The organism is Pseudoalteromonas ulvae UL12 (genome assembly GCF_014925405.1).
GTDB classification, from domain to species: Bacteria; Pseudomonadota; Gammaproteobacteria; order Enterobacterales; family Alteromonadaceae; genus Pseudoalteromonas; species Pseudoalteromonas ulvae.
Window position 1 is genome coordinate 55168 of the sequence record NZ_AQHJ01000034.1, and the last position, 12473, is coordinate 67640.

At 39.5% G+C, this 12473-nt stretch carries 13 protein-coding genes; 8 read left to right on the top strand and 5 right to left on the bottom strand.

Annotated elements, in window-relative coordinates; genetic code table 11:
* Positions 1-108 precede the first annotated feature (108 nt).
* Together PULV_RS16950 and ubiA are read left to right on the top strand one after the other, a co-directional pair.
* Entirely contained in the window at positions 109-651 is a 543-nt protein-coding gene (locus tag PULV_RS16950) for a chorismate--pyruvate lyase family protein (protein WP_193332317.1), read from the top strand.
* Positions 651-1523 (top strand): 4-hydroxybenzoate octaprenyltransferase, encoded by an 873-nt coding sequence (ubiA, locus tag PULV_RS16955; RefSeq protein ID WP_193332318.1) that lies wholly within the window; start codon positions 651-653, stop codon positions 1521-1523. Before PULV_RS16950 ends, ubiA begins: the two co-directional genes overlap by 1 nt.
* On the opposite strand, the gene PULV_RS16960 is transcribed toward ubiA, so the two are convergent.
* The 4 genes from PULV_RS16960 to PULV_RS16975 all read right to left on the bottom strand — a co-directional run bounded on the left by PULV_RS16960 (position 1520) and on the right by PULV_RS16975 (position 5341).
* Positions 1520-2149: a 2OG-Fe(II) oxygenase gene (locus PULV_RS16960; protein WP_086744306.1), complete on the bottom strand. Its 630-nt coding sequence runs from the start codon at positions 2147-2149 to the stop codon at positions 1520-1522. The genes ubiA and PULV_RS16960 overlap by 4 nt on opposite strands.
* A 66-nt stretch (positions 2150-2215) precedes the next feature.
* Positions 2216-3130, bottom strand: coding sequence for a LysR family transcriptional regulator (locus PULV_RS16965; RefSeq protein WP_193332319.1), 915 nt, complete (start codon positions 3128-3130; stop codon positions 2216-2218).
* A gap of 214 nt (positions 3131-3344) precedes the next feature.
* On the bottom strand, positions 3345-4871 hold the full coding sequence (locus PULV_RS16970; protein WP_086744308.1) for a DUF3369 domain-containing protein: 1527 nt from the start codon (positions 4869-4871) through the stop codon (positions 3345-3347).
* 68 nt (positions 4872-4939) lie between these two features.
* Entirely contained in the window at positions 4940-5341 is a 402-nt protein-coding gene (locus tag PULV_RS16975; RefSeq protein WP_086744309.1) for a DUF2721 domain-containing protein, read from the bottom strand.
* Positions 5342-5568: 227 nt separating this feature from the next.
* Here PULV_RS16975 and PULV_RS16980 point away from each other — a divergent pair, with 227 nt between their 5' ends.
* From PULV_RS16980 to PULV_RS16990, 3 genes are read left to right on the top strand one after another with little or no spacing between them, the layout of a single operon-like run.
* The gene (locus PULV_RS16980) at positions 5569-7164 is read left to right on the top strand and encodes a coiled-coil domain-containing protein (RefSeq protein ID WP_193332320.1); all 1596 of its coding nucleotides are present in this window, start codon (positions 5569-5571) and stop codon (positions 7162-7164) included.
* Positions 7165-7494 (top strand): DUF7577 domain-containing protein, encoded by a 330-nt coding sequence (locus PULV_RS16985; protein ID WP_086744311.1) that lies wholly within the window; start codon positions 7165-7167, stop codon positions 7492-7494. It abuts the gene before it with no gap.
* Complete coding sequence (locus PULV_RS16990; RefSeq protein ID WP_086744312.1) at positions 7481-8074, top strand: YjaG family protein; 594 nt, start codon at positions 7481-7483, stop codon at positions 8072-8074. The genes PULV_RS16985 and PULV_RS16990 overlap by 14 nt, the downstream gene beginning before the upstream one ends.
* Here PULV_RS16990 and rsmD read toward each other — a convergent pair whose 3' ends face one another.
* Entirely contained in the window at positions 8075-8674 is a 600-nt protein-coding gene (gene rsmD / locus PULV_RS16995) for a 16S rRNA (guanine(966)-N(2))-methyltransferase RsmD (protein WP_193332321.1), read from the bottom strand.
* 152 nt (positions 8675-8826) lie between these two features.
* Here rsmD and ftsY point away from each other — a divergent pair, with 152 nt between their 5' ends.
* The 3 genes from ftsY to ftsX are packed head-to-tail and all read left to right on the top strand — an operon-like array spanning position 8827 to position 12468.
* Complete coding sequence (gene ftsY, locus PULV_RS17000; protein ID WP_193332322.1) at positions 8827-10758, top strand: signal recognition particle-docking protein FtsY; 1932 nt, start codon at positions 8827-8829, stop codon at positions 10756-10758.
* A 49-nt stretch (positions 10759-10807) separates the two neighbouring features.
* Positions 10808-11485, top strand: coding sequence for a cell division ATP-binding protein FtsE (gene ftsE, locus PULV_RS17005; protein WP_086744314.1), 678 nt, complete (start codon positions 10808-10810; stop codon positions 11483-11485).
* Positions 11482-12468: a permease-like cell division protein FtsX gene (gene ftsX, locus PULV_RS17010; RefSeq protein WP_193332323.1), complete on the top strand. Its 987-nt coding sequence runs from the start codon at positions 11482-11484 to the stop codon at positions 12466-12468. Before ftsE ends, ftsX begins: the two co-directional genes overlap by 4 nt.
* The last annotated feature ends 5 nt before the right edge of the window (positions 12469-12473 follow it).

The window sequence follows — 12473 nt, forward strand, 5'->3', positions numbered from 1 at the left end:
ATCTACTTTGATTAATGGGGGTGTTTAATATTATACAATGCTTAACCTGACTTTTTCAGCTGGATTTGAAGTGCTATGATACGGCTTCTATTGTTCAGGTATCGTGTTGTGTTCGAATTTCCTCTCCCTTTAACAAATAATTGGCTGCCTAAAACAGCATTTGAGCTTAACTTAAAGCAGCAAAACTGGCTATTAAGTGAAGGCTCACTCACTGCAAAGCTAAAGTCATCATTTGTTGATTTTAGTGTTGAGATCTTAAGTGAAAAAAAACAAGAGTTAACCCTTGAACAAGCCAGTTTTATGAAGCCACATCAACAAGGAATGTACACCTTTAGGGAAGTGATTTTACGCTGTGACAATCAGGCGCAAATATATGCGCAAAGTTGGATTCCTGATGCACTTTTTTCGACTGATGCGCAACTTGCACAATTGGGATCTAAGCCATTAGGTGAGTATTTGTTTCGTCACCCTGAGTTGATGAGAAACGAAATACAAGTTGCTCAATTTGATGAATCTCATCCCATTATTGATCTTGCTTGCTCGCTTCATTTATCCAAACAGCCATGCTTAGGCCGTCGCAGTATTTTTAGCTTATTTGGTTATCAGGTAATGGTGTGTGAAGTTTTTCTTCCTCAGTCGGTGCTTTATTGATGCGAATGCTTAAACTAATCCAAAAAAATTGGCGCTATTATTTACAGTTAATGCGCACTGATAAACCTATTGGCACTTTATTATTGTTATGGCCAACATATTGGGCGCTTTGGTTAGCTGCTGATGGATTCCCTCAGTGGCATTTATTGCTCATATTTAGTTTAGGTGTCTTTGTAATGCGCTCAGCAGGGTGTGTGATCAATGACTTCGCTGATAGAAAAGTAGATGGAAAAGTGAAACGCACTGAACAGCGGCCACTCGCTGCTGGGCATGTTAGTGCGAAAGAAGCATTGGTTTTATTTTTTGTATTAATTTTCGCAGCCTTTCTTCTAGTTTTGTATCTCAATCTTAATACTGTGCTGTTGTCTTTTGCTGCGCTCGGACTCGCGTTTTGTTACCCATTTATGAAGCGGTATACTCATTTACCACAAGTCGTTCTGGGCGCTGCATTTAGTTGGTCCATTCCAATGGCGTATATGGCCACATTAAATACGATTCCCACAGAAGCTTGGTTACTGTACGGCGCTAACTTAGTCTGGACTGTTGCGTATGATACCATGTATGGCATGGTAGATAGAGATGATGATCTTAAGATTGGGGTCAAATCGACCGCTATTTTATTTGGGCGATTTGATAAGCTTATTGTGAGCTTACTACAACTTGCCACGATTTTGATGTTGTTATTTATCGCATCACTGCATGCTTGGTCATACGGTTTATTCGTTATTTTATCTTTGGTGTTGGTGGTACTGTTTAGTTACCAACAATATTTGATTCGAGATCGCCAACGTGAATTATGCTTTAAAGCATTTTTACACAATAACTATGTTGGTATTGCGGTCTGGTTAGCGATAGTTGTCTCTTATAGTTAATTAGCAGGGTCGATATAACTGTGTGATGAGGTGTTTTTTCTAAACCAACCCGCTATCGAGTGACGAGGGCCTAATGCTGGTAAGACCTCATGTGCAAACTCTTCACTGACAAATAAGACCAAAGTGCCTGCTTTCGGTTTTATGGTTGTGAGCACCTCTTTACTTTTTGGTTTGTATATTACTAACTCTCCGCCTTCAGGGCTATTGAGGTAAAATACAGTGGTAAAGACTCGGTTCGAACGGCCTTTAAAAGCATCAAGATGTTTTTTATAAAAATCACCGACTTGATACGTAGCATAATGAGCTTCGTAATCGAATAACCCAAGATAAAAATGTTGGTTAATGATATTTCTGAGCTGCTCCATTAGCGATAGATACTGCTGTTGCACTAAAGTCTGACTATCAAACCAGCGTGTTTTATCGGAGCGAATACTTGCATCAAGTTGCTTGTCGGCTTCTCGGCCTATGCCTGCAGGTTTAAATAACGATTGCTGTGTTAAGCACTCAGTTAATAAACTTTCGGTAAGCTCACAGGGGATGGCGTTATCGATAACGGCCAACCCATGTTGTTCGATTTGATCCAGTAATGTATCAAGAGTGTGAGAGGGAAAATCAGGTGTGTACATAGTCAGGCTCATAATATTGATGCTGCGATTATAGCATTGACTCTTACATGATTTACATCTTGATAGTTAATAACCTTCAACTTGCTCTAAGCTTTCACCTGTTTGTAATTTTACTTCATCTGCAATATAGCTAAGAAGCTGAATTGCTTGATGTTGCAAAGAGAATTTATTAGCTGTAGTGACTGCTAATGCGAGTTGTTGTGACTCTTGAGAAGGTTTAATGATGACTAAATCAGCATTGTTTTCAATGGTTTTTGCGTGCTCAATACCTGCAATTGCAACGTGTTTAGCATCTTTAACTGTTTGAGTTATTTGATCAATGTTACCGACTTTGATCGTTGAAACTTTATGTAACGCTGTTGCTGCATCTTGTAGCATTTTTTGCACCGAAGTACTTGATGATAAACATGACAGCATAGGGAATGGCGCTAGCGCTTTACGATCGATCTCTTCAGTGGTGACAAGAGGATGTGTGTTGTGCACAAACAGCACTAGTTGATCAGGTAAGCGCACGAGTGCATTTTCTGGCACATTACTTTGGCTGTTGCCAATAGCGAGATCAATTTCATTGAGCTTTAGTTTCTCATCAAGTTGAGACTGAGAATATAAATGCATTTCAATAGATGTTTCAGGGTGGTGCTGCATAAACTTCCCGCATGCAAGAGGGACGATAGTCGTTGCATCCATAGTGTAACCAATAACTATCTTCTCATACTCACTCGACTTATGTTTAGTTAGCTTTGTTTTCAACTCACTTAGGTTAGTCAATGTTTCATGACAGTAAGTTAAAAAAATCTCACCGGCTTCAGTTAAATGCACTGAGCGAGTTGAGCGGGTGACTAATTCACAGTCGAGTTCTTGCTCTAACGTTTGAATGCTGCGAGTAAGGGCTGATGTGCTTAAGTTGCATTGTTCTGCGGCTTGACGAAAGTGGCGAAGTTTTCCTAACGCCAAAAATTGCTCGAATTGTTCCAATCTCACTTTATGATCCTTCTCTATCAAGTGAACTGAGCTAAAACTGACAGTTGTACCAAAATCATTTTGGTTTTGAGTAATTACTTTGTTTTTTCTACGCTTTTTGCTTAAAAAGTAACAACTGGGCAATAATATTAAAGAATAAGGTACAAAAGCAAGCTTTAATCCATATTTAGCCTAGTAAAATAGTATTATGCAATTTCTCAATAGATTAAATACTTCAATCTGGATAGGCATCTCGGATGCCTAAAAAGGCATCTAAATCATCAATGAAAAGCCTAACCAAATCAGGATCGAACTGCTTGCCACTTTGCTCTTTTAATAGCGTTAAAATATCATCAAGCGGCCAAGCTTTTTTGTAGCAGCGATCGCTGCCAAGTGCATCAAACACATCAGCAAGAGCGGTAATTCTGCCTGAAATATCAATTTGTTGGGCCTTTAAGCCTTGAGGGTAACCCGAACCATCCCACTTTTCGTGGTGCTGATGAGCAATAACCGCACCTTGCATTAATATCTCATTGGTCGAATTTTGAAGAATTTCATAGCCCATTTGCGCATGTGATTGCATTATTTCCCACTCTTGGGCTGTATGTTTACCGGGCTTATTAAGAATAAGGTCAGGAATGCCAATTTTTCCTATATCGTGAAGAGGAGATGCAAGCTTGATAATTTCAGCTTGGTAAGGGGTCAGTCCGTATTTTAACGCCAGCATATAACTGTAATTAGCGACGCGTTTAACATGGCTACCAGTCTCTTTACTGCGCTTTTCTACTGCTTCACCCAATATGTAAGATAATTCTTTTTGTGATTCGCGAACCACTTCTCGAAGCCGCAAGTTATCGTAAGCAAGTGCAATATTGTTAGAAAAAAACTCTAATAGTTGATGATCTGAAGGTTGTAATTTTGATGATTTGCTCACATAGAGCATTGTTTCTAAACCACCTTTTGTCGGGAAGTAACCAACAAATTGATTTTCATCTTTAAATGATTGCTTTTTATTATGAACATTAATAAATAAATCACTGATTTCATCAGGTAGTTGAGCATGCTCCGAATTTGTTTCCCCGACAGATGAAGCGAGTAGCATAAAGTCAGTACCGGGTTTTGCTTGGGAGTTTACCGCTGCTGCACAGTAAATTTCATTATCTTCCAGACCCATAACAGTAGAGACATGACCTAAAATAGTCGATGCAAATTGGTCAACCGTATCGCATTCTAAGAAATTGGCTGACGCATTAATGATATTTTCGAGTCCTAATTTATGCTTTTCAATAATTCGAATATCGCGGTAAGCACGAAGAGCTGAATATAAAAGTGTTTTAAGCTTGATGGCTGTTAACTCAGTTTTATTTTTATAATCATTAATATCAAAGTCACGTATGACTGATTCTTCAGGCGCTTCACCAGGTTGGCCTGTTCTTAAAATCAATCGTACATCGTGATTATGAGCATCTTCTCGAATATATTTAATTAAATCGAGCCCTGCATGATTTGTTTCCATCACAACATCAACTAAGCCTACTGCAATTTCGCTCATGTCTTTCATCATGTCTTTTGCTTGTTCAGCCGAATAGGCATGATGAAAGCGCAGTGGTTTACCTTCAAACTGGAAACCTGTTAATACCAACTTAGTGACTTGGTGAATATCTTCTTCATCATCAACGACCAGAATATCCCAGCCGCTATTGAAGTCTTCAGGTTGCTCATTAATTTGAGGGTTTTCGTCAGAGAATAAAAAATCAGACACAAATTACCACTTAACCAATATCAGATGAATTGAGTATAGAAGGTAAACGTAAAAAGTATAAAACTCCCTCAGCGATTATTGAGTGGCTTTTCTTCAATGTTTGTTAATTCGAGTTCGATCGCATCACAAGAAATGTAAATCTCAAAGAGTGAAAAAAGAAGTGATGCGAGTAGGCATAATAAACTGCAACCAAAAAAGATGGCACCGATTAAAGCTTGCTCCAAAAAGACCGCAAACATTGCCGCTGTACATAATAAAAATGAAATAACACCATAAAATTGCATGGTTCGAATCAGCTTTATACGTTTTCTTAAATTGCTAATCTGTGCTTTTACGACGGGGCGGATAGTATCGCCTTCTCGAGAATTTAATTGCCTAATTAATTGTGCAAGGACTAAAAAACGATTGGTGTAAGCGAGTAAGAGCAAAGAAATAGCAGGAAAAAGTAGTGCTGGAGTGGTGAGTGTCATGGCAGTGAAAACTTCTATATTTATTTTGATTGTTAATTATATGTTTTATTCTGTTTATATTCACGTATTAGCAGTGTTAAGATAGCAGGATTATAACAATAACTGTTTTTTAACCTGTTAATTTTAAAGATTTAGTTTTAAGTTATCTGGCAATAAATAAGTTCACCATAAAAATAGCAGAACTTGAACTAAAGTAGGTATAGCAGTGCGTCAGGGGATAAATTAGTATGGGCGAATTTCAAGGCACCCAGTTACATAAGCTTTTACAAAGCTTAGAATCTGTTTCTGCAAAAGATACTCTTCATAAAGTAGCGCAAGAACTTTCAATTGAGCCTGTAGTATTGCATGCCAATTTGACTGACACGATTTCTATTGGTCATCCTTATATTGATCAAGTGTCGCAGCAATTAATTGAGATAATGACACCTCAATTAAAAGGCTTGATGCTGGTTGCGTGCCAGCAAGCTTTAGAAAAAGGTCACCAAGCTGCAATCGTGCAGCACCAAGCAGATGAAGATGAAGCGATTAAAGCACTTGATGAGCAGATAAAGTCGCTGCAAAAAACCAACTCGGCCCTCGAAACGCAAGCTCGAACTGAGCAAGCAAACACTCAACAAGCCCTAGATGAACTAACCAGCTTAAAAGAGCAATTACTAGAACTTGAAGCGGTCAAAACACAGTTTGAAGCGTTGCAATCAGCTGCTCAAGAGCAGGTTAACGTTCAGCAAGAGTTACAGGCTCAATTATCAGAAAAAACAACTCAGCAGCAAAAGTTAGCAGAGCAACTACAGCAATCAGAGTCTGCTTTGGCCAAGCAAAAAGAGCTCAATGCATTACAGTCAAATAAAGTAAAACAGTTGATTGAAGAGCGCAGTCAAGAAAATGCTTCTTTAGATGACCGCTTAAAACAGCAAGAGCGTCATTATCAAAAAGAGCTCGCGGATGTTAAAACAGCATTAGTCGATGTAGAAGCAGAACTTGCACACAGCCAACAGGCCGTAGCTGAACAACAAAAAATATCAGCGAATCATGTTAAGAAAATCCAGGATTATCAAGAGCAGTTACAAGATAAAACTGAGTTGCTGTCTCACATTGAAAATTCAAGTGAAGCATCTCAACAGCAGTTGGATGCATTAGCAAAAGAAAAAGAATCTTTAGCTAAACAGCTTGAAAGTGAACAACAATGCTTGAGTTCGTTAAATACTCAATTTGAACAAGCCAATACTCGCTTTAAACAAATAGAAAATAATAATGAAACTTTGCAAGCCTCTCTTAGTACTAAAGAGCACGAATTAAGTACGCTTCAAAGTAGCGTCACAGCTCTTGAAGAAGCGCATTCTGCACTGACGCAAGAGTATGAAAACTTAGTGCAAATTAATAATGAGTTTAAAGAAAAAGCAGAAGAGCAAGCGAAGAAACATGACGGTCGATTTAACGATCTTAAAAAAGATTTGTTTGCAGAAAGCAAATTATTGAAAGCTGAGCTAGAACAAGCACTGACAAATATTGTTACTTTAGAGCAAGAGCGCGAGCAACTGAGTGAACAGCTAAGTGAGCTCAGAGTGAAAGAAAAAGGCTATCAGGATGCGATTTCTGAAAAAGAAAATCTGCTAGCTAATCAAGACTCGGCATTAAATATGGCGCAAGGCCGCAATTCAAGCTTAGTGTCTCGTTTAGAAGCTGAATCACAGCAAGCTCGCAGTGCTTATGAGAGTATTCGAACACAAAACAATGAATTAACAGAAAAAATTGAAGAGTTAGAAGGCAAGGTAACCGAATTTAGACTTAAATTTGAATATGCCCAACAACAACTGACTAGCTAAATGACAGACCTCTTCGATTGGATTAGTGTTTATAAAGCAGAAAATGCGATAGAGGCTAACCTGATCAAGGGGTTATTAGCCCTCAGCCGTATCGATGTTCGATTTCATGGTGAAGCGCTTGCGGGCGCTTTAGGTGATATACCCCACGAACAAACCTATGTTTCAATTCTTGTCATGCAGATTAAACAGCGCCAAGCCGAAAAAATATTGTTAGAATATCAATCTAAGCAATCAATTCACGACTGGTTTTGTAGCCATTGTGGTGAAAAAAATGGTGCAGGGTTTGAATTTTGCTGGTCCTGCCAAATGGATAAAGATGAAAAAGCCTAATAACTTCCAACGTATTCGAGAACTTAACTACCTGCAAAAAGCAGTATTAGCCGCAGCATTACTAGAGCGAATGCTGCCTAATTATACGCTTTTTTGCCAAGCAACAGAGTTTGGTGAATCAAGTGTGTTACGTAATGCGCTTAATTTAATTTGGGAAAAGCTCGTCCTACCAAAAAGCAAAATTAATTTAGAACTTTTGGTTGATAAAGTAGAACCAAATGTTCCTGAAGTTGCTGATTTTGATATGTTTGGAGTTTACCCTGCGATCGATACAGCAACAGCATTACTCGGAATGCTTAATGGGCTGCTAATGGAAGATGAATCTGAATTTGTTGATATTAGTAAAATATCACAAGCCACAGTTGCAAAACTAATTGAATATCAACTGACAAGTGAAGACATTGTCGCTGATAATCAAGCAATTAGAGAGCACCCATTGATGCAATATGAAATGGAAATGCTATCAGAGTTAATTGAACATGTTGAAAATATGGGGCGTATCACTTCTGAAAGTGTCAAAGCGCTTAAGAAAAAAGCGCTTGAAGATGGTCAAACCAACATAGGTATTGAGATTGAATAATTACAATACCTCATTATGTAAGTTTTGAAATAAACGGTAGGTCACTTGGCCTGCCGTTTTTTCTTTTAGTAATTGCCAATCATTAGGTGCTTGAAAATCATTGAGTTCAGATTCGACTTCGACATAAATTAGGCTTAATGGCTTGAGCGCATCAGATTGAATGAGTTGCTGACAGCATAATTGCGCAAGTCCCAACCGAAATGGAGGGTCGATGAAGACTAAGTCATACTGTTTACCCAGCCTTTCGATTGTGCCAAGAGCATCAGCATGAATAACCTTACCGTTGAGTTGCTTGAGTAATGCTAAGTTATCATTGAGTTGCTGTGCAGCCGCTTTATCTTTTTCTATAAAAGTCACTGAATTTGCATAGCGTGATAAGGCTTCAAACCCTAAGCCTCCAGAGCCTGCAAAACAGTCTAGTACATCAGCATCTCTAATATCATTCATAAGCCAGTTAAAAACAGTTTCTTTTACCCGATCAGCGGTCGGCCTTAAACCAATCACATCTTTTACTGGTAATTTTCGACCTTTAAATTGCCCGCTGATTATTCGGATGTGCCCATTGGCTGCTTTGGCCGTTTTTCCTGTGTTTTTTTTCATGAACGTCACTAAAAAATGGTGTCTGAATTCGCTCTCATATACTATTGAGCTTAATTCTTTGGTGGTGGTCACTTTTTCATTCTTTTAATGAAAGTGTTACCATAGTTTCACTTCACAGTTTATCAGATTTATATAAGTGGTTATTAGCTAGTATGGCAAAAAAAAACAGATTTTTATCTTGGTTAGGGTTAGGTAAAAAAGACACCGAACAAACACCAGAACAAAACACTCCTTCCAATGAAGATAACTCGATTGAACAAGCTCGCCTAGCTGAAGCCGCAGCGCAAGAAGCAAAAGCTGCAGAAGAGGCCCGTTTAGCTGAAGTAGCAGCGCAAGAAGCCAAAGCCGCTGAAGAAGCTCGCTTGGCTGAAATAGCTGCGCAGAAAGCTAAAGCTGCTGAAGAAGCTCGTTTAGCTGAGATGGCAGTTCAAGAAGCAAAAGCTGCAGAAGAGGCCCGTTTAGCTGAAGTAGCAGCTCAAGAAGCCAAAGCTGCTGAAGAAACTCGCTTAGCTGAAGTGGCCGCGCAAGAAGCAAAAGCTGCAGAAGAGGCCCGTTTAGCTGAAGTAGCAGCTCAAGAAGCCAAAGCTGCTGAAGAAACTCGCTTAGCTGAAGTGGCCGCGCAAGAAGCCAAAGCCGCTGAAGAAGCTCGTTTAGCTGAAGTAGCAGCGCAAGAAGCTAAAGCTGCAGAAGAGGCTCGCTTGGCTGAAATAGCTGCGCAGAAAGCTAAAGCTGCTGAAGAAGCTCGTTTAGCTGAGATGGCAGTTCAAGAAGCAAAAGCTGCAGAAGAGGCTCGTTTAGCTGAAGTGGCTGCGCAAGAAGCCAAAGCTGCAGAAGAGGCTCGCTTAGCTGAAATAGCTGCGCAGAAAGCTAAAGCTGCAGAAGAGACTCGTTTAGCTGAAGCCGCAGCACAAGAAGCTAAAGCTGCAGAAGAGGCTCGCTTGGCTGAAATAGCTGCGCAACAAGCCAAAGCTGCAGAAGAGGCTCGCTTAGCTGAAATAGCTGCGCAAGAAGCAAAAGCCGCTGAAGAAGCTCGCTTAGCTGAAGTAGCAGCGCAACAAGCCAAAGCTGCCGAAGAAGCTCGCTTAGCTGAGATGGCAGCTCAAGAAGTCAAATCTACAGAACAAACAACAGAACCAGCATCGCATGCACCAAAAAAAGAAGGTTTTTTTAGTCGCTTAAAGAAAAGCCTAATAAAAACTAAACAGAATATTGGCTCTGGGTTTATCAATATCTTCTCAGGAAAAAAGATAGATGACGAGTTATTTGAAGAGCTAGAAACTCAGTTGTTAACGGCTGATTTAGGTGTTGATACAACATTAAAGTTAATCGACCGCTTAACCGATGCCGCCGATCGCAAACAGTTAAAAGATGGTGAAGCGCTCTACGAGTTATTAAAGCAAGAAATGGCCGACATGCTTCATTCAGCTGAGCAAACCTTAGATGTTGAACAATCAGATGGTCCGTTTGTGATCTTGATGGTTGGAGTCAATGGCGTTGGTAAAACAACAACGATTGGTAAGTTAGCTAAGCAATTTCAATCACAAGGTAAATCTGTGATGTTAGCTGCTGGCGATACATTTAGAGCGGCTGCGGTGGAGCAGTTGCAAGTATGGGGTGAGCGCAACGATATTCCTGTGGTAGCTCAGCACACCGGAGCTGATAGTGCTTCGGTTATTTTTGATGCCTATCAAGCAGCTAAAGCTCGTAAGGTAGATATTTTAATAGCAGATACAGCAGGGCGTTTGCAAAATAAAGATAACTTAATGCAAGAGCTTGAAAAAATAGCCCGCGTTATGAAAAAGATTGATGAGAGCGCTCCGCATGAAGTGATGTTAACGATTGATGCGGGGACAGGTCAAAATGCGATTAGTCAGGTGGATTTATTTAACAAGGCAGTTGGCTTATCAGGTATTGCTTTGACCAAACTTGATGGAACAGCGAAAGGTGGCGTTATTTTTGCCGTAGCTGATAAATTTAATATACCAATTCGTTACATCGGGGTTGGTGAAGGGATTGATGATCTTCGCCCATTTAAGAGTGATGATTTCATCGATGCACTCTTTAGCCAGGACGAACAATCTTAGTGTTAAAATTGGGCGCTTAGGCGCCCCTTCGCTGTAAGATAAAATAATAATGATAAAATTTCAGCAAGTAAGTAAAACATACCCAGGTGGGCACCTCGCTCTTGAAAAAGTCAGCTTTCATTTAGAGCCTGGAGAATTAGCTTTTTTAACCGGGCATAGCGGTGCAGGAAAAAGTACACTCTTAAAACTGATCAGTTTAATGGAGCGTCCTTCCGCAGGTGAAGTCTTCATCAATGGAGTGAAACTTAACCAACTCTCAACAAAACAAGTACCTTTTGTACGCCGTGATATTGGAATGATTTTTCAAAATCATCGCTTACTGAACAGGTATAATATTTTCGATAATGTTGCTTTCCCATTAGTAATAGAAGGCATGCACCGCAAAGATATTGAAAAACGCGTTCATGCCGCACTCGACCGTGTTGGATTACTCAGTAAAGTCAAATGTTACCCAGATACCTTATCGGGTGGTGAGCAGCAGCGAGTGGGGATTGCTCGCGCGATTGTTAATTCCCCCCCAATTTTGTTAGCAGATGAACCGACCGGTAATTTAGACCCCGAGTTATCAGTTGAGATCCTGAATTTATTCAAAGATTTTAATCAACAAGGCACAACCGTTCTTATTGCAACTCATGATTTAGGTTTGATTGCTCGAATGAAGTATCGCAGCTTAACCCTGAAAAAAGGACGATTGATTGATGATTTATTGTCGCAGGAGGGCGTGTGAGTATTTTATTCAAAGGGCGCCATAGCCAAGCAGAAACATATCAAAAATCATGGTGGCTTAATCTTTATTTTATTGCCCAAAATACACTTCGCCAAGGAGTGCACAGTTTAGGTGAAATGTGGAGAACGCCTGCAGCATCATTAATGACAATCGCCGTTTTAGGGTTAAGTTTAACTCTTCCCGCAACTTTGTATTTAGTGGTGAAAAATGTTCAGCAAGTTAGCAGTGGATTTGAAAATGCTGCTGAAATATCTTTGTTTGTTAAAACAACTAGCTCAGAACAAGAAACAAACTCATTAGTTAATAAACTGCGTTTATACCCAGAAATAGATCAAGTAAGGTTTATTTCAAAGCAAGCTGCACTTGACGAATTTAAGCTTGCGTCAGGATTTGGTCAGGCGCTAAATTATTTAGATGAAAATCCATTACCGAGTGTTATTTTAGTGACACCAACTAAGCGTCATACCTCCGCCCAAGCTGCCAGAGCGCTCCTTAATAAATTAGAAAAAGAACGAAATATAGATTTCGGTAAGCTTGATATTGAATGGCTAGAGCGATTGAATGCTTTGTTAAGCTTATTAAGAGAAAGTGTTATTACCATTGCTTTTTTATTACTGACATCGGTTATTTTGATTATTGGTAATACGATAAGGTTATCCATTATGGATAAAAAAGAAGAGATTCAAGTGATGAAGCTAGTCGGTGCCACAAATAACTTTATACAAGCGCCATTTTTATGGACGGGTATTTGGTATGGCTTAATTGGTGGGTTATTCTCATTTATTTCAATAGTTATAATGACTTGGTGGCTAGAATCCGCTGTCAGCCATGTTGCTGGTGTTTATCAAACTGATTTTTTATTACAAGGGCTAACGTTTTCAGAGTTTATTGCTTTGTTATGCGTTGGAGTGACCCTTGGTCTTAGTGGGTCATTTTTATCTGTTAAACGATATATCGATGCGATAGAACCCGATAAAATCTAGGCAAT